The sequence below is a fragment of the Colwellia sp. MB3u-55 genome, from assembly GCF_014076785.1.
Lineage (GTDB): Bacteria > Pseudomonadota > Gammaproteobacteria > Enterobacterales > Alteromonadaceae > Colwellia_A.
Genome location: NZ_JACGUS010000122.1, coordinates 193,614 through 211,429 on the forward strand (window position 1 = coordinate 193,614; position 17,816 = coordinate 211,429).

Below are 17,816 nucleotides of genomic sequence, written 5' to 3' on the forward strand. Positions count from 1 at the left end.
ATAAAGTACTTATGCATATTGCTTTTCGTGTTGATAGCTCAACTATTATTGGATACGGCCACGTGATGAGGTGTTTAACCTTAGCGCACGCACTTGTATACGAGTTAAAAACGATACCACAAAAAAATGTTGATGATAATTTATTAATCAGTTTTCTCTGTCGTGATCATCAAGGTCATATCAATCAGTTAATCCTAGATTCCGATTTTAACCTGCTGCAACTGCCACCTGTTGAACAAAAAATTAATCAGCAATGCAGTGATAGCTGGCTAGGTGCTACTTTTGAGCAAGATGCTCAACAATGCATTACCCAAGTTAAACAATTACCCAAAATTGAATTATTCATCGTTGATCATTATGCGATTGATCATAAATGGCATAGCTTAATGAAGCCTTATTACCAAAAACTGTTAGTGATAGATGACTTAGCAAACCGTTCCCTCGCCTGTGATTTTTTACTAGACCAAACGTATAATCGTAGTAAGGCAGAATACCAAGCGTTAGTGCCAAGCCAGTGCCAATTTTTAGTAGGGCAAGACTATATTTTACTTAGAGATGAATTTTCATTATTAAAGGATCAAGCACTGCTCCGACGAAAAAAACGTATTGATGAATATAACAACGAACTAACACCAACTAATATTCTTATTACGATGGGGGGTAGTGATCCCGATAATTTATCACAATTAGCTTTGCTCGCTGTAGGTGAGCTTATTGAAGCACTACCTAAAATCACCGTTAATCTGGTGATATCAAGTCAATCAATACATGTAGACTCCTTAACAACGTTTTGTAATGAACATTCTTGGATCTATTTAATAGTTAATAGTCAAAATATGGCCGAATTGATGCTATCAGCTGATATAGCTATAGGGGCAAGTGGAGGGACCGCTTGGGAGCGCTGTTGCTTAGGTTTACCTTGTTTAACGACGGTTAATGCTGAAAACCAAAAGGTAATCGCAAATAATTTAGCCCAAGCGGGTGCAACTATTAACTTAGGTTGGTATAAAAACATTACGATTCATACTATCGTTTCAGCCTTAAATAGTTTACTTAATGATACAAGTGCCTATGAAAAAATGAGTGATTGCTGTTTTGAAGTATGCGATGGCAAAGGTGCAGCTAGAGTTGCAGCTAAACTTGTAGAAAAAACAACCAAACACCTTATAGTTATCCCCAAAGAGATAATATTTCATGCAGCAAAAGCAGATGATTGTGAATTAATATACGGTTGGCAATCCAATAAAAACATTAGAAAATACTTTATAAATCCAAAAACACCAAGCTGGCTAGAGCACATGCAGTGGTATAATACCTGCTTGCTAGATCCAAACAGAATACTCTACTTACTCCACAATGATCAGGGTAGTAGCGTTGGTTTATTACGACTCGATCAATTAACAAAAAATAAGTGCAATACGGATATACCGACATACGAAATATCTATTATCATTGCTCCCGATCACCAGGGTAAAGGTCTGGCAGTAAGTACCTTAACAAACCTAAGTCAACTTAAACAAAATGCAACCTATATGGCCACAATACACAATAAAAATATTCAATCACAAAAAGCCTTTACCAAAGCCGGATTTAAAAAAGTTTCTCCGTCATCTTATCAGCTGAATGTAATCAACTTTCGATCTGATAATATCAAAAAACTAGGGCCTAATAATTAAATGAAAATATTAATGAGTGCTGCTGGCTCGTCGGCAGCGACAGAAATAATAAGGCATATTAAACGTCTAGGTCATTATGTTATTGGTATTGATGCAAATCACCACAGTGCCCCCCTCGCTATAAATATTTGTGATGAGTTTTATTTATCACCATTGTGTAAATCTAACGATTTCATTCCATTTATTAACAGTCTTGTTAATAAATTTGACTTGTATATTCCATTTATTGACGAAGAATTAATTTTGTTATGTCAACATCCTGACTTACTAAAAACCGCCTTTGATAAAATATTATTAAACCCCCAAGAGACGGTGTTAACTTGCACAAGTAAAATAAATTTCCAGCAACAGTGCCGAGTGTATGGTTTGCCCGTGGCTCCATTAACAACGTCTGCCCCCGCCATATTTAAACCTAATTATGGGCGAGGTAGTAAAGGTATTTTTTATATTGAAGATAATGAATTGATTCCTTACTTTTTAAAACAAGATGGCGTTATTCAAAACGTTATTGAAGGTGTTGAATATACTATCGATGTACTTACTGATAATGACTCAAAATGGGTCTTTGGTGTTGCAAGAAAAAGGCTTGAAACTGCAGGGGTGTCTAGGGTTGGCGAAGTTGAACAGAATGAAACAGTACTTTCGCTAGCAAAAGAGTGTTGTGCTACTTTCAATTTTATAGGGCCCATTAATATACAGATCATGCTTGATAAAAATAACATACCACACTTAATAGAAATAAATCCTCGTCTGTCAGGTAGTTTAATATTTTCTACTTTAGCGGGTTTTGATATTATCGATTTAGCTCTTAAATTATGGTCAAAAGAAACAATCAATATTCCTCACCCTGATGAAATAAAAAATAAAAAATTCATTCGTTATTGGCAAGAATACTCATGTTAGCTGAACAGTTATTTGAACAATTAGCGGAATTTGAGGAAATAATCTTCGATTTAGATAATACACTTTACCAACAAAAAGACTTTGACCGTGGTGCTTTTGAAGATATAACTGCCGCATTAAAAAAAGAAAGCCAGCTAACACTTGACGGTATGGAAGACTTTTTAATGACTCATAAAAAATTTAAAGGTAATAAATACAATAAATTATTTAATGATACTTTAGACAAATACCACTTATCTCAGTCCTTACTACCTATAATGCTTACAAATTACTTTTCGCATAATGGGCGCTATATAAACAAAGAAAGTGGTTTAATGCCTTTAATAAAAAAACACCTCGTCAACAATAGAATATTTGTGGTGACCAATGGACCAATAATGGTACAGGAAACTAAAGTTAGGCGTTTAGCGTTAGAAGAGTACGCCACTATTGTTATCTGTTCATCTAAAGAGCCTCAGCAATTAAAGCCTAATAGCTATGCTTTCGATGAACTATCTAAAAAAAACTATTTCATTAAACCAGTAATGGTTGGTGATGATCACTCTACCGACGGTTTATTTGCCACTAATGTAAATATCCCTTTTATTCACTTTGATATAACCCAAGATGACAAATGAATATAAATAATTTTAAAATTTCTAAACAAAACAAGCCCTTTATCATCGCTGAAATGTCAAACAATCACCTGTGTGACCTTTCAATAGCCAAAAAAATCATTGAAAAAGCAGCAGAGTGTGGCGCTGATGCAATAAAAATTCAAACGTATACCGCTGACTCTCTAACGATTGAGTGCGATAAACCAGAATTCATCATTCAAGATCCATTATGGAAGGGGCAAAGCTATTATCAATTATATAAAGATATAGCTATGCCAATGGAATGGACTTCGATTCTTTTTGAACATGCTAAAAAGCATAACATTATTATCTTTAGCTCTCCTTTCGATGAAGAATCGGTTCGCTTATTAGAAACAGTCAATTGCCCTCTCTATAAAATAGCCTCTTTTGAAATTCAAGACTTCGCTTTATTAAAAGCGGTAGCGCAAACAGGTAAGCCTGTCATTATGTCGACCGGTATTGCAACACTTGACGAAATAAGAAAAAGTGTTAGTTTTTTAAAAGAACATGGGTGTTCGGATGTTGCTATTCTTCACTGTATAAGTTCATACCCTTGTAGTTTCGAACAAATGAATTTATTAGCAATAAAAGAGTTAGCGTCACTTGATTTACTTTACGGCTTATCTGATCACAGCTTAACGAACATTCCTGCTATTGCCGCCGTAGCAATGGGAGCAACGATTATAGAAAAGCACTTTACCTTAGACCGTGCATTAGGAGGGCCAGATGCAGCGTTTTCAATCAACCCAGAAGAGTTGACATCTCTGGTCAATGAAACTGAATCTACTTGGCTGGCTTTAGGTAATAAAAATATATTTAATGACACTAAAAGGCCAGGAAAACATCATGGTAGATCTATTTATGTCACTAACCCCATGAAAGCTGGCGATACTCTATCAGAAAAAAACACTCGTATCATTCGACCAGGTTTTGGTTTGTCTCCAATATATTACGATGAAATTTTAGGTAAAAAAGTACGTACTGATATCTCTTTTGGTAGTGCTTTAACATGGGAACATATTCATGAGTAAAATAATAATTGCTATTGTCGCGCATCCCGATGATGAAGCAATAGGCTGTGGCGGCACTCTGGCAAAACACAAAGAACGTGGTGATAAAATTCATATCATCTATATGACAGATGGGGTATCCGCCCGAATTAATTCAGAAGATACAGACGTTAGTATTCGTAATGAGATGGCGCATGCCGCTGGAGCATTTTTAACTGCAAAGCAATATTTTTTTAATTACCCTGATAACAGAATGGATCAAGAACCACTAATCGACATTGTTCAATCCATTGAGTCTATTTTAGTACAGGTATTACCTGATATTATTTACACACATCATTTTGGCGACTTGAATGTAGATCACCAAATAGTACATCAAGCAGTCATTACCGCGAATAGGCCACAGCCAGGTACAAAAGTGGCTAGCATTTATACATTTGAAGTTAACTCGAGTACTGAATGGGGAATAAAAAGCACAGCAAATAATTTTTTACCAACCAGTTTTATTAACATTGCAGAGCAATTAGCAGATAAAAATAGACTATTAGATATCTATGCAAAAGAAATGAGACCCTATCCTCACACTCGTTCTAAAGAAGCTATAACAGCATTAGCGGTGGTAAGAGGGACAAGTGTTGGCGTAAGTTATGCCGAAGCATTTATGCTTATCAGAGAACTTAACTAACCCTGAGTTTAAGAATGAATATAATGCACTACTCACATATAAATAAAGGTTCATTATGAATTGTCCAGTTTGTCATTCTGAAAACAACAAACATTATCTTACGTTAGATAATAGCCCTGTTTATCAACATCCCGTTCCTGACCCTAGCGTTATTCCACCTCCCTACTCCGTTAGCTTAAATTACCTCAGATGCATTGATTGCTCACACGTTTATCAGCAAGAAAATTACCAAAATATATTAGAAAAAATATACTCTTATCATTATTACACCCCACCTCCAAGTGATCTGGGTACAACATTAAGAGACGATTTCCTCCTGTTTTTGCAAACACTGCACTTAGACAAAGAAAGTATATTTTCAATATTAGAGATTGGATCCTCTAGTGGTGAAATGCTTACCACATTAAAAACTGAATTCTCAGCAAAATATGCCGATGGCTTTGAACCAAATATTGAATCTGCTGAAGCAGCTAAAGAGAAAGGGCTAAGAGTCTTTACTCATTTTTTTACAAATGACTCGGTAAAGGTATTAAATGAAAGTTATGACTTAGTATATTCACGCCATGTCATAGAACATATTTTTGATTTCGAAGATTTTTTTAAAGCGACAAATATGGTCAGCCATGCCAATACACGATTGCTCATTGAAACACCTAGCCTTGACTGGGCAATACACAATAGTTCAACCATCGCTTTTCACATTGAGCATATTCATGTTTTTTCAGAATACTCTTTAGTAAAGCTAGCGAATAAATTTGGTTGGCATAAAGAGTCAAGCACCATTACTGATGCTGGCAATCTCATCGCGTCATTTACTAAGTACAACGTAATGGCTAAACAGCCGGTTTTTACTATACATATTGAAAATATGCAAAAGAGAAATAAGGCCGTTTCGATACATATTAGTAAGATATCAAGAAATAAAAAAACGATTTTATGGGGCGCTGGAACTTGTGGTATTTCACTCATTTCTAATGCTAATATCAACCCAGCTTACCTCATCGATGGCAATCCAGATAAAGCAGGTAAATATTTTTGTGGCTTTGACAAAGCTGTATTATTTGCTCCGACAGTAATTAAAGAATTAATAGAAAAAGGTGAGGATATTAATATGCTTGTTATCATATCATCTTCATTTTATTTCGAAATAAATGAAATTTTACAAACACTAGGCTGGAGAGGTGATGTATATATTCCTGAAATATTTTAAAATATATAATGTTAAATTTTATGTATCCTTTGATTAGTCAGGTAAAAGTACAGATTATATGCTCAACTTCTGGATTAGATCAGGAAGATGATAAGGATACTATGAATTATCTACAGTACAATAATAGCTATGAGTGGCGGCATAACAATTGCATTTAACACTCGAACTGAAGAAGTATTACTTGAATGTAAATTATCAGTAATTAAGTACTTATAATGAACACTTATTTATCAAGTTTACAAAGTAATCTAACTAGCTAACATTACTTTTTTATTGATAAGTCCATTAGGTCTGAAAAAACACTCTATTTATATTTCACTTTGGGCTTAAAGCATATATGGGTATAGAAGGTTTTCTATTTATAGACAGAGCTCCTAGTAAAGGTGAGCGTATTCTTGGTGTTCGAACATTTATGTTGAACTAACTTCTGTAAATTATTACATAATAAATCTAGGTTAAATTGTATGACTAAGCATGTATTAGTAGTTGGTGGTGGGATAGTTGGTATTACAACTGCTTATTTTAAAGCCTTGAAAGGTTATAACGTAACTTTGGTTGAAGCATCAGATGAAATTGGTGGCTTACTTAAAAGTAGTCCTTCACATTTTGGTAGCTTTGATTATGGTGTTCATATTGCGAGTCGCACAGGCGAGCCAGAGCTAGATCATTTTTTATTTGGGAATAATAATGAACATCTACATTCATTCGACACTCAACAGGCAGGTAGTTTTTTTAACAATCAGCTTACTGATTTCTCTCCTTTTCTAAACCTTAACTCTTTAGATCAGCAACAAGCAAAAATTGCTGGCTATGAGCTTATCAAAGCGCCGACATTAACTGATTTTGATGATTTAGAGACCGCATTAAAAACACTATATGGTGAAACTGCCTACCAACACGCCTTCCTTCCTTATGTTAGAGCTACTCTCGGCACAGAGCCGTCAGAGCTTCCTGCTAATTACATAAACTTTTTTGATATGTATCGTGTCGTTGCCTTTGATGAACAAACCACCTGTGCATTAAAGCATGTTGACTATATAAACGAGAGACTTGGTTTTCAAAAAGCAACGCCTGGAGTGGAAAAGTATTATCCAAAAGAGGGAGGAATTGCGAGTTGGACAAAAGGACTTTTTCAACAAATTCTTTCCGCTGGAGTCAAGGTTTTACTTAATACTACCGTAACGTCTATTGACTATAAAAACGATAAAATACGTGTTTATTATGGTGATTGTGATCAATCCGTTGATGAACTAATTTGGACTATACCTTCCGCGCTATTGCCTCACTACCTTCCTATTACTAGCGTTATTAAAAAGCCTACATTTAGAAAAACTGTATTGTTTGATTTTGTTTATGAACTCCCCGTGTTGACGAGCTGTAAATATATTAATAATTTCTCATCAACCCATGTATCGACTAGACTCACTTGCTATCAAAATTTGTTACCCAAGAGTGAGTTTTATGCGATTACCGTAGAAGTGCTTGTGGATGAAATAAAAGATAATGTGCAGTTATTGGCTAAAGTATCGGCTGAATTGAGCGAGATGGGGTTAATTGAACAAACGAATACCTGCATTTTTAGCCAATACCGTGCTATTAATGAAGGTTTTCCGATTATGACTAAAGAAAATGATAAATTACTCAGGCAACTAAATTTAGAGATATCAACCAAGTACCCCAATATTAAATTATTAGGGCGTAGTTCATCAAAAGGTTTCTTTATGTCAGAGTTATTGATTGATGCTTATATGAGTTGTCAGTGAGTATATAAATAAAAATTTTATTCAAAAGTTAAAATGGCATTTGCTTCAATATGTATTTCATTACTAAAGCCCTCTTTAAAAAAACCGATGGAATTTTCTTTTTTTGTCGGCATGTGTGTTTCAAATAAATGATGGCGATTTCCTAAAAAGTATCGCTTAACACCCAGTGCTTTCATATATTCAATGGCTTTAAGTTGAATAACATGACCCAATGGTAAGTCAAACAAACTTCTGTCATAAACACCAACACTGTATGAAACTTGTAATGGGCTGATATTAAAAAGCGCCATACCAACTAAGTTTTCATTATCATCATGCAACGTAATACAAAATGCTTCATGATTATTAATCATGGCTTGTATCATTATCCAGGTAGTGATCGGGCGAGTATCCTTACCAGAGGTCTTGATGTGAAACGCTCTAAACTGAGCTAGTAATGTATCTGGCATCTGCGTATGTAATTCGCACTGCCATAATTTTAACCCCTTATTAATTAGTGAGCGATAACTTTTTCTAAACGTTTTTTTTATATCATCAATTGAACCAGTAATATCGGCAATTAAGTATTGCTGATAGTCAATATCTTTAATGACAGGTAAAAAAGTACGCTGCCATAAAATATCTACAGTAGGGCTGTATGACAATTTAATGCATTGATTACTCTTTAAACTGAAGGTTTTTAATAATAAAAAGCATTGTTGATAGATTTTTTTAATTGTCTTTTTGCTTGCACCACACGTAAAGAGTGGCGGGATAATATTTTTACAGTTACTTTGCAAAGTCATAACATTATCCACTGAATATAATGTTAATGGCCAAATGGCTACAGGTACATTATTTTCGTAAATTATAAAAGAGCAATCTTGTGCGGTTAATAGATAGGCGTTGTGATAACCGATTATTGAAACCAAGTATTCAGACGATGCGTAGTCACTCAGTGAAAAGACTCTTTGCCAATCAGTCGCGCCATCTTCTAAATACACTATATTTGAAAAGGTCTTATTGGCCAATGTTTTAAATGAAGTGCTATTATTTACCATTATTCTGACCAGTCTGCCTGACAATGGCAGGGTAATAGCCAAACTTTTTCACAGCTTTGGTGTTGATAATTATAATAGGTTCGTTGCTGTTCAATAACATTAAAAGGCACTAACGAGTATAATTCTTCCTCCGTATATTTTGATTTCGAAATAATAATATTGGACGGTAATCGTTTGCTTGAGTTTTCAATCGTTAATGCTAACTCTGGAAATACCTGGCTAATATGAGCTACATTTGTTTGTATTTTTTTTGAAGAACTTTCAACTAAAGCTTGGATGCTTTCTTCTATTATTGGTACTAGCGTTGGTTTTGCTTGCAGAGTAGCCTCTTGAAATGAAGGTGTATTAATAGGTTCGATAGACGAACCTATATCCTGCTCCATCCTAGTCCGTTGCTTGATTAATTTTTGATAATCAGTATCTTGTTGACAAATAACGATAGCACCTACTGATACAGGGCAAATTTTAGGTAACGAAATAAGACAAAAAGGGGCATTATTTGGAAATAATTCATTCTGTTCGTTGGTAAGAATAAGCGAATCCACTGCATCTTCCACTAATACATTTTGATATATTTGATTATTTACCTGTGTTTTATGACCCCATTGATGATAGATAACTTGCCGATCAGAATGTTGCGGAAAAATCGTTGTGGGGGTGCTTTGCTGCGATATCGCTGAAAGTACACAATGTGATGAAAAAGGTTGTACAAAAGTTAACTGCGGCCTTGATAGGTCTCGAACAGCAGATATAGCCATAATACTGACTCTAGCTCGGGAAAAATAAACGACTCTATATGGCGCATATAAAGCAGAAAAATATTGCTCTATTTCGGTTAGTACCGCTTGGTCACTGATAACCGTTGTACTATTAATATCAGTCTGGGGCCACATCCAAATTTTTTTCATTACCACTTCCTAACAAGTATATCTTCACGTGTATTAGAAAAAGGAAGCTGTTTATTTTGTGGTACCAGATAGGTTTCGTAGCCCATCTGACGATACCTCATCATTAGCATCATCACTAATGAATCATCTAAACTACCGGCTTCAAATTGGTTCCAATTGACTTCAGGAATAGACTCTTCACCACTCCAGTCTTTATGAAATGCTTTTCCTTCCTCTGACGACAAAAAACGTTTCTTTTTGGTTGCATTAGGTAAGTCAGCAAGTAATAAAGTACCACCATTGTTTAAAAGTTTGACTAAAGAATCTGCAAACATAATAAAGTCACTTTCGAGGTAAACACAGTGAAATACACTATAAACAATTATGGCATCTGCTTTATTTTGATAAGCCTCTACAAAAGGTTTATCGGGGAATTGTGTATTTATTTTAGTGACATTATCTAAATCAGGTAATAGGGATAACATCTCTTCACTATCAACCAGCACCAAATTATTATTGTGCTGTTGGCTGTTCTTAATGAGTTTTTTTACTGGGTCTGAACAACCGCAACCAATATCAATAATAAGCGTATTTTCTTGAGTAAGAGCGGGTAGTTTTGAGCAAATATCGTCAAAAATATTAAGTTCATCGTCACTCTGCTTCAAATAGCGCCCACATTTTTCGGTGTTGGTTAAGCTGCTATCCGCCGCTTTTTCTTTATAATAATCAAAATACTTCACAGTTTTTCCTATTATCAAGTTATATTTACAAGTGAAAATCACACTAAGTTTACAGTAAGATATTTAGCGATACTAGATGTAAGCGCTCAAATTATTGATCGCTGGAACGAGTATGTAACCATGTGATATAACAGTAACCGACTATATTCTCACTTAGGGTATAAAGCCCTAATAATTTGTAGTGATAATTAATAAATTAGATAGCTTAACTAGGGTGATTGATTTAGCTGATCACATAAATCGTAGATAATTAGCAATTTATAATCAGCCAACGTGTAATCAATGAAGAAATGAACGGTACTATTATCGCTTATACTTTACACCAACAAATTTATTTATAGAAGTAATGACGAATGTCGGATATAAATCAAAGAGTGAATTATGAAAATTTTAGATTGTACCTTACGTGATGGTGGTTATTATAATAACTGGGATTTTCCCTCAGAGGTTGCTGAAGCTTATTTTCAAGCTGTAGCAAAAGCGAAAATTGATTATGTCGAATTAGGTTTAAGAAACTTCCCTAAAGATGATTTTTTGGGCGCATATGCTTATACAACTGAAGATTACCTTAATACACTTCGATTACCGACTGGTCCTGTTTATGGTGTTATGGTTGATGCTAAAACTATATTAGCCAGCTCATTAAATATGGCCGAAGCTATTGATATATTATTTGTTACTGCTTCAGAAAGTAAAATTGGTTTAGTACGAGTTGCCGCTCACTTTGATGAAGTTGAACAATGTGGCCCTATAGTAAAGTACCTAAAGCAATTAGGTTATCTGGTAAGTTTGAACCTAATGCAAGCAGGAGGTAAGGCTTCAAATATTGTTGCAGATAAAGCACGTCAAGCTAACGAATGGGGTGTATTAGATGTTCTGTATTTTGCTGATTCTTTGGGGAATATGGACGGGGATGAAGTTGAACGAATTGTTAGTGCACTTCGTCAAGAATGGACTGGGCCTATTGGGATCCATACTCATAATAATATGGGCAAAGGATTAGACAATACATTAAAGGCGCATCGCTTAGGTGTAACGTGGTTAGATACCACCATTACCGGCATGGGACGTGGTGCGGGTAATACTCAAACAGAATGTTTATTAGCGGTTTTAGATACATCCAACTCCCCCTATAACCCGAAACCTATCTATGAGTTAGTTATTCGTTATTTTGAATCCATGCAAAAAAACTATGGCTGGGGAAGTAACTTACTCTATTTTTTAGGTGCTCAGAATGATGTTCACCCAACTTACATTCAAAATTTACTCTCAAATACACATTATGGTACCGATGAAATAATTGGTGCCATTGACTATTTAAGTAAATTAGAGGGCACAACTTCTTATAACGGTGCAGAGCTAAATTCAGCCTTATCATTTAATTTCAGCAAAAATAAAGTATCGGGGACAACCGCTGTAAACTCACTATTCAATGACATACATGTCATGGTGATTACCAATGGGCCGAACACTGAAAAGTACGCTGACGCGATTGAATTATATATACGAAATCAAAAACCTACGGTTATTTCAATTAATATTTCGGCTGCTATTTCAGCGGATTTGATTGACTACTATGCCCTATCGCATAATTCAAAATATTTAGCGGATTTAAGTCGTTATACCGAGCTAAACAAACCACTCATATTACCAAAACATCGTTTTTCAGAATCTGAATTAGCGCTGATTAGTCATTGTGAGATCATTGATTATGGCTTGGACGTTAATAAAGATGAGCTATCCGCTAAAAAAACACATGCCGTAATACCTTTCGACATTACCGCTGCCTATATCTTCGCAATGTTAGTAGAGTCGAAGCCTAGTTCCATAAAAGTTGTTGGCTTTGATGGTTATGAAAAAAATGATCCGCGCCAGCAAGAAATGCTCACAATATTTGGCTTATATACTGAAATATACATCCACAATCCTATTATCTCCTTAACGCCAACGAGTTACCCTATTAACAAAGGTTCTATTTATGCACCAAATATCTGATTATGATATTTATATCTTTGATTGTGACGGCGTAATATTAAACTCTAATCAGTTGAAAATTGACGCGATGGAGACAGCGCTTAGCACGCATTTCACTAAAAAATCAGAAATAGATAATTGTATTCATTACTTTACGAATAATTTTGGTAAGTCTAGGTTTCATCATATCGATGTATTTTTGTTAAAATACTTAACGGTAGTAGACGAAGATCTACAGCATTATCGTCAATCACTGCTGAGTTCATACGCTTCAATGTGTAAGAAACTCTATTTAAACGCTGATATAACACCAGGGTTTTTGAACTTTATAAATGGGCTACAGGGTAAGAAATTTATCGCCAGTGGTTCTGAACAAGAAGAGCTTAGAATTGTATTTAAACAACGTCAGCTCGACATTCTGTTTGATGGTATTTATGGTTCTCCAACGTCTAAATCAGAAAATATAAAGAACATATTACAATCATCCCCAAGCAGTACGAGTAATAGTCAGGGTAAGAATCATGCCATTATGTTTGGTGATGCTGTTTCAGACTTACAAGCCTCTATTACTAATAATATAGAGTTTATTGCTTATTTACCTTTTTCTAATGTAAAACAAAAACTTAATTTATTGTCCATTGAACATGGGTTCTCTTCATATAACTCATGGTCAGAAATCATCTAGTATTTGTAATAAGGTTTTTTATGAAGTATGCAGTCGTTATCCCCGCTCGTTATCAGTCAGGTAGATTTCCAGGTAAACCGCTTATTGATTTATTAGGGAAACCTATGATTCAGCATGTATGGGAGCTATGCTGTAAAGCCGTTGGCAGTGAACATGTCTATATTGCCACGGACAGTGAGTTGATTAAAAATAAAGCTGAATATTTTGGTGCTAAAGTGATTATGACTTCGGATACGTGTATGACAGGTACTGATCGTTTAGCAGAGGCCAATAAAACACTCGATTGTGACTTTATTATTAACGTTCAAGGCGATGAACCGTTAATAAAGCCTGCCGATATAAATACACTCATTCAAGCTTATCTAGCGACTCCACATACGGTTATCAATGCGATGTGCGCTATAAAGGATGAAGCTGAATTTCGTTCATTCAACGTACCTAAAGTTGTTACCAGTAAATCTGGACGCCTACTTTATATGAGTCGTTCACCGATACCTATCACTAAAAGCAACGATTATCACTTTGGCTATAAACAAGTGTGTATTTATGTTTTCTCAAAAGTACATCTTGAATTTTTTTCTTTACACACTGAAAAAACACCTACAGAACAAGTTGAGGATATTGAGATTTTACGGTTCTTAGAAAATGATATCCCAGTACAAATGATTGAAGTAAAAACATCTAGCGCTGCCGTTGACGTGCCTGCTGATGTTGCTAAAGTGATTACTTTATTGTCAGTGAAGTGATTTTTCGTTACAGACATCTATATGTTGTCATTGAAGAATAAAACAATACATTCAATACATAATTTATATACAGGGCAAAATATTAATCAATATGACCATCAAAACCTAACTTCATAATGGGATATACTTAGGTAATTCATACTTTAGAATATCGACTAAATAGACATGGTCACGACGTTGCTGAGCATCATACATAATAGGTATTATTTTCGATAAATTAGCTACCGTACTACTGTCAAGTGAAGAAGATAGTCGTAATAGTTCACCAAATACGGTATCCAAACATTTATTTGCTTCACCTTCTTTAGCATGGAGTAATAATAAGGTTGCTTCATCAATTAAATTAGATAATTTTTCTGTGTTAACTAACGTTTCTCCCATGAAGTAGCTCCTTTAATTGATGTCCCTTTAATTAGTGCGCCTTTACTACTACCATTATAAAAATCGACACCTTTAGTTAACGCTATATAGTCTTCCAAATCACGTAGGTAACCTCGATAACATAACAAGGTTGGTACTCTTTCATTTTCGCCATTAATAACCCAGTGTTTGGTCTGCTCTGCCGTTTGTTGAGACGTAACTTCTTCAGGAGAATTTTTATAGGGCGTATGTATTTTGTTTCCAGGAAAGGAAAAATCAGCACCTAAGAGTAATACTTTCTTTGCCCCCATTTTTACAGAGAGGTCAATACTCGGATGAATAACACTGCCACAACAATATAATCGACCCCTTGGGTATAATTCATTGACCGTATTATATAATTGGCTCATTGAGTACGCTGTATATTTTGGTCCTTGCCAAAAGGACAATAAATCACTTTTTACGACTGGAAAATAAACTAATGGTGTATTTATAAAAATATCACCATCCAAACCGTCAAAAGATCCTTTGTCATTAGCATCAATCGATACAATAATATCAGGTATTACCCCCGCTTTTACCAAGGATTTAACCGCGGTATCTACCCCTATAATGGTAAATTTTTTTCTGGTAGCAGATTGTTTTAACCAGTTAATATGCACGGCTAAGCTAGGCCCTGCAGCACAAACAATATAATCAGTTTTAGAAGAAGTATTCAGATCGGTTGAAAAGAGTTCACTTACATCTTTTTCTTTGGCTATGCAGTCAATATTACCCATAATTTTTTGTTGTAATGCAGTATTTAATATACCTTGAGACTGCTCAATATAATCATTATCAAGCGCTAAACACAGACGATCCCTAATATGAGCACTGCTATTTGTTGATAATTCTAATTCAGCAGGTAAAGCAATAAAGGGGGTTTCAACTTTATTCGTGTCTTGAGGTAGGCTTAAGTTAATGCGTGGATCCGAGAGCCATTCTTTATGATCAAAATAAGTAAGGCTTGCTTTAAATAACGATAAGTTAAAAACCATCACATTTAACCGTTTCAGGTGAGTACTTTCAAGCAGTGTGCTTTGAACGACACCTAACCCTGTACCGTAAAGTGTAACATTAGGTGTGTTAATAGGCAGCTGACTAATTTGTAATCTAGCCTCTTCACTTTGGTTATAACTGCTGGCAACTTGTATTTTGTCAAATACAAGTGAAAGTTCTTCATCTTTTACTAACTCTATTTGACTTACATCAAAATGACTTCTTGTTAATTTCTGCGCTATTTCTGGCCATTGCCGACTTATAATCGCTAAGTTATCTATAAAAAAATCCAAAACATTCCCTACTTATTTATTGTTCCTTAGCTTAACTATCCATTTACCATCTTTTATATAATGGGCTTGTTCAGCATTTTCTTTATAATGACTTGACGCTTTTCCAATAAACTTGCAATAAAAACCCAAGCCCTTATTAAAGTTTTCAATCGCTATTTCTATATTGGCGGAGCTATAAAGTAATTGCGTTAACACAACCTGCATATGCATGACGGTACCTATTAACAAAGAGTGTGCATGCTCCGTTAATGCTTCCATGACCACGGTATTATTTATTAACAGTGCGGTTGCTTCATTAAAGGTATTAACGGGTTCACTGTTTAGGATAACTAACCTTTGGCACACACCTTCAAAATATTCATAATCTAAATCAGTAACTAATCGTTCGAATAATATATCATCATCAACATATCCACTTATCTGGTGAATACTTTCAATAACTTGTGTTTTATCAATCGGTAGGCTTTTATCTAAAACCCCTTCAAGTTGATCCACGTTCATGGGTACACTACCTTTAATAGCGGCACCATCACTTAAATTAATACAGTGTAAATCATCAAACGCTAGTATTTGTCGGCTTAAAGCGCTATTGGATTGATAAAAAAACGAATCACAAATAAATTTACCACCAAAATTTCCGTCCACTTCGATAGCCTTCTCAATATCTACAGGGTATAAATCTAAGTCTTGTTCGTCAGCATTATAATACATGCTTTTTTTGCTATGATGATTACCACCTTGTTTATGCCCTAAATCGATACCAAATAAATGAAACGATTTAAACCCCAAATTATAGCCCATCACTAAGGCGGTATTCGCCACGGTTGGATTGATATAGTGATACGCTTTAAATAATGTCGCGCCCACTTCATCGCGTAATAATAATGACGAAGAGGGTTCATTGGCTTTTGCAGCCATAATTGAACGTTTAAACATTGAGAAAACAGCTGGGTGTACTGTTGTTGGCGCAAGAAGTACGATACTGTCTAAAAATTCGCTAGGACAAGACAACTCTACTTTTTCAGCGACAGGGAATGTTCTTTCTTGTTCACAATGAAAATCAGGGGTTATTCCATATTTATATAATGCGCTTAACGCACTACCACAGCTGATAATAATGGCTTTATTTTGCAACGCCTTAATAGTATCAATACCTTGGTCTAATGACGGTCCATTACCGACAATAAATACAGGTAAATGGGTATAGTCTAAATTATTAACAGCACACTTCTTAAGCAGAGGTACTTTATTTTTAATATTTCCAAGCGTATGCCCAATGGCCATTACGGCATCATCAAAAAAGCCCCAACCATGTCCCATTTCTAAATATCGGCGATTAAATTCACCTAATAGTGTATCTATTTCATCTGATTTGTAATGGATATAGCCCGCTACATTGGCCATTTGATATCGACCATTCATGGCTGACTTTTTCATCACGTCATCAAAAAACGCTTCTTTTTGAGGACCCAATGATAAATGAAGTTGACATCCATTTTGATCAAAGGTAGTCAATACAAATTGCCAATTGATACTAAACAAAGAGAGAAAAAACAGATCTAAATCAGGCTCAATAATATATATACATGCAATATTATAGTTTCGGGCAAACATTTCTAGGTGATAACCAGCGCCAACACCAAATATAATAAGAGAGCTTAATTGATTTGTTGTACTTCTGCTCTGCTGTGTTTCACCATCATTCTTTTTAGGTAATAAGGCTAACATTGCATCGAGATAATCGACGTGAATAAAGTCAGCCTCATTTTCAGATAATACATTAAAATTAAATTTCTTGATATTAGGAGATAGGGTAAATTTATCAAATTGCAATTGTGTAGATAACACAGAAGGATAAGAGTAAAAAGGTTGTCCAGTTTCTACATTTATAGCATTTACAAAACCATCAGTTGCATCAACGATATATTTTTCAGGGATATAATCTTTAAAAAATTTATAAATTTGAGGGTGATACTTTTCAAATGCCAATAAATTACTTTGATACCGAGACATTAAATTTTCATCAGAAGATACAAGTAAAGACATTTTATCTGCTAATTTTTGCAAAGCAGCTTCATGTTCTTGTATATGTGAGGAATTTTTTTTAAGTTCTTCTATCTCTTGTTCAAGAGAGGCAATACGGTCAAATATTTCATTTTCATTTTCATTTTCATTTTTCAAAGTATTAT

General features: G+C 34.9%; 16 protein-coding genes. 10 read left to right on the forward strand and 6 right to left on the reverse strand.

Going from position 1 to position 17,816, the window contains the following annotated elements; translation table 11 throughout:
• Positions 1-11 precede the first annotated feature (11 nt).
• The 7 genes from pseG to H4J66_RS17080 all read left to right on the forward strand — a co-directional run bounded on the left by pseG (position 12) and on the right by H4J66_RS17080 (position 7,864).
• Positions 12-1,676, forward strand: a complete 1,665-nt coding sequence (gene pseG / locus H4J66_RS17050) for a UDP-2,4-diacetamido-2,4,6-trideoxy-beta-L-altropyranose hydrolase (protein ID WP_182176147.1) — start codon at positions 12-14, stop codon at positions 1,674-1,676.
• Complete coding sequence (locus H4J66_RS17055) at positions 1,677-2,579, forward strand: ATP-grasp domain-containing protein (protein ID WP_182176148.1); 903 nt, start codon at positions 1,677-1,679, stop codon at positions 2,577-2,579. It begins immediately after the preceding gene.
• Positions 2,573-3,196, forward strand: a complete 624-nt coding sequence (locus tag H4J66_RS17060) for an HAD family hydrolase (RefSeq protein WP_182176149.1) — start codon at positions 2,573-2,575, stop codon at positions 3,194-3,196. Before H4J66_RS17055 ends, H4J66_RS17060 begins: the two co-directional genes overlap by 7 nt.
• Positions 3,193-4,227 carry a pseudaminic acid synthase gene (gene pseI / locus H4J66_RS17065; protein ID WP_182176150.1) on the forward strand — a complete coding sequence of 345 codons (1,035 nt, stop codon included), beginning with the start codon at positions 3,193-3,195 and terminating at the stop codon, positions 4,225-4,227. The genes H4J66_RS17060 and pseI overlap by 4 nt, the downstream gene beginning before the upstream one ends.
• Positions 4,220-4,891: a PIG-L deacetylase family protein gene (locus tag H4J66_RS17070; protein WP_182176151.1), complete on the forward strand. Its 672-nt coding sequence runs from the start codon at positions 4,220-4,222 to the stop codon at positions 4,889-4,891. The genes pseI and H4J66_RS17070 overlap by 8 nt, the downstream gene beginning before the upstream one ends.
• A 55-nt stretch (positions 4,892-4,946) precedes the next feature.
• Positions 4,947-6,101, forward strand: coding sequence for a class I SAM-dependent methyltransferase (locus H4J66_RS17075; RefSeq protein WP_182176152.1), 1,155 nt, complete (start codon positions 4,947-4,949; stop codon positions 6,099-6,101).
• A gap of 464 nt (positions 6,102-6,565) precedes the next feature.
• Positions 6,566-7,864 (forward strand): FAD-dependent oxidoreductase, encoded by a 1,299-nt coding sequence (locus H4J66_RS17080; protein WP_182176153.1) that lies wholly within the window; start codon positions 6,566-6,568, stop codon positions 7,862-7,864.
• Between the two features lie 17 nt (positions 7,865-7,881).
• On the opposite strand, the gene H4J66_RS17085 is transcribed toward H4J66_RS17080, so the two are convergent.
• The 3 genes from H4J66_RS17085 to H4J66_RS17095 are packed head-to-tail and all read right to left on the reverse strand — an operon-like array spanning position 7,882 to position 10,531.
• Positions 7,882-8,904, reverse strand: coding sequence for a hypothetical protein (locus tag H4J66_RS17085; protein WP_182176154.1), 1,023 nt, complete (start codon positions 8,902-8,904; stop codon positions 7,882-7,884).
• Entirely contained in the window at positions 8,904-9,812 is a 909-nt protein-coding gene (locus H4J66_RS17090) for a hypothetical protein (protein WP_182176155.1), read from the reverse strand. The genes H4J66_RS17085 and H4J66_RS17090 overlap by 1 nt, the downstream gene beginning before the upstream one ends.
• Positions 9,812-10,531 carry an SAM-dependent methyltransferase gene (locus H4J66_RS17095; protein ID WP_182176156.1) on the reverse strand — a complete coding sequence of 240 codons (720 nt, stop codon included), beginning with the start codon at positions 10,529-10,531 and terminating at the stop codon, positions 9,812-9,814. The genes H4J66_RS17090 and H4J66_RS17095 overlap by 1 nt, the downstream gene beginning before the upstream one ends.
• A gap of 381 nt (positions 10,532-10,912) precedes the next feature.
• Between H4J66_RS17095 and H4J66_RS17100 the strand changes: the two genes are divergently transcribed.
• From H4J66_RS17100 to H4J66_RS17110, 3 genes are read left to right on the forward strand one after another with little or no spacing between them, the layout of a single operon-like run.
• Entirely contained in the window at positions 10,913-12,526 is a 1,614-nt protein-coding gene (locus H4J66_RS17100; RefSeq protein ID WP_182176157.1) for an aldolase catalytic domain-containing protein, read from the forward strand.
• Complete coding sequence (locus H4J66_RS17105; protein ID WP_182176158.1) at positions 12,510-13,190, forward strand: HAD family hydrolase; 681 nt, start codon at positions 12,510-12,512, stop codon at positions 13,188-13,190. The genes H4J66_RS17100 and H4J66_RS17105 overlap by 17 nt, the downstream gene beginning before the upstream one ends.
• Positions 13,191-13,210: 20 nt before the next feature.
• Complete coding sequence (locus H4J66_RS17110; protein ID WP_182176159.1) at positions 13,211-13,936, forward strand: 3-deoxy-manno-octulosonate cytidylyltransferase; 726 nt, start codon at positions 13,211-13,213, stop codon at positions 13,934-13,936.
• Positions 13,937-14,047: 111 nt separating this feature from the next.
• On the opposite strand, the gene H4J66_RS17115 is transcribed toward H4J66_RS17110, so the two are convergent.
• Genes H4J66_RS17115 through H4J66_RS17125 form a run of 3 tightly spaced genes read right to left on the reverse strand, consistent with a single transcriptional unit; the run spans position 14,048 to position 17,808 of the window.
• A complete protein-coding gene (locus H4J66_RS17115) occupies positions 14,048-14,317 on the reverse strand; it encodes a hypothetical protein (RefSeq protein ID WP_182176160.1) in 270 nt (89 codons plus the stop codon).
• On the reverse strand, positions 14,302-15,627 hold the full coding sequence (locus H4J66_RS17120) for a motility associated factor glycosyltransferase family protein (RefSeq protein ID WP_182176161.1): 1,326 nt from the start codon (positions 15,625-15,627) through the stop codon (positions 14,302-14,304). The genes H4J66_RS17115 and H4J66_RS17120 overlap by 16 nt, the downstream gene beginning before the upstream one ends.
• Positions 15,628-15,639: 12 nt before the next feature.
• A complete protein-coding gene (locus H4J66_RS17125) occupies positions 15,640-17,808 on the reverse strand; it encodes a 6-hydroxymethylpterin diphosphokinase MptE-like protein (RefSeq protein WP_182176162.1) in 2,169 nt (722 codons plus the stop codon).
• Between the last annotated feature and the right edge of the window lie 8 nt (positions 17,809-17,816).

Excerpts from the sequence above, each read along its gene's own strand:
- H4J66_RS17075 (WP_182176152.1), top strand. The coding sequence starts at position 4,947 with ATGAATTGTCCAGTTTGTCATTCTGAAAACAACAAACATTATCTTACG.
- H4J66_RS17090 (WP_182176155.1), bottom strand. The coding sequence starts at position 9,812 with ATGAAAAAAATTTGGATGTGGCCCCAGACTGATATTAATAGTACAACG.
- H4J66_RS17070 (WP_182176151.1), top strand. The coding sequence starts at position 4,220 with ATGAGTAAAATAATAATTGCTATTGTCGCGCATCCCGATGATGAAGCA.
- pseG (WP_182176147.1), top strand. The coding sequence starts at position 12 with ATGCATATTGCTTTTCGTGTTGATAGCTCAACTATTATTGGATACGGC.
- H4J66_RS17080 (WP_182176153.1), top strand. The coding sequence starts at position 6,566 with ATGACTAAGCATGTATTAGTAGTTGGTGGTGGGATAGTTGGTATTACA.
- H4J66_RS17115 (WP_182176160.1), bottom strand. The coding sequence starts at position 14,317 with ATGGGAGAAACGTTAGTTAACACAGAAAAATTATCTAATTTAATTGAT.
- H4J66_RS17060 (WP_182176149.1), top strand. The coding sequence starts at position 2,573 with ATGTTAGCTGAACAGTTATTTGAACAATTAGCGGAATTTGAGGAAATA.
- H4J66_RS17110 (WP_182176159.1), top strand. The coding sequence starts at position 13,211 with ATGAAGTATGCAGTCGTTATCCCCGCTCGTTATCAGTCAGGTAGATTT.
- H4J66_RS17100 (WP_182176157.1), top strand. The coding sequence starts at position 10,913 with ATGAAAATTTTAGATTGTACCTTACGTGATGGTGGTTATTATAATAAC.
- H4J66_RS17105 (WP_182176158.1), top strand. The coding sequence starts at position 12,510 with ATGCACCAAATATCTGATTATGATATTTATATCTTTGATTGTGACGGC.
- H4J66_RS17085 (WP_182176154.1), bottom strand. The coding sequence starts at position 8,904 with ATGGTAAATAATAGCACTTCATTTAAAACATTGGCCAATAAGACCTTT.
- H4J66_RS17055 (WP_182176148.1), top strand. The coding sequence starts at position 1,677 with ATGAAAATATTAATGAGTGCTGCTGGCTCGTCGGCAGCGACAGAAATA.
- pseI (WP_182176150.1), top strand. The coding sequence starts at position 3,193 with ATGAATATAAATAATTTTAAAATTTCTAAACAAAACAAGCCCTTTATC.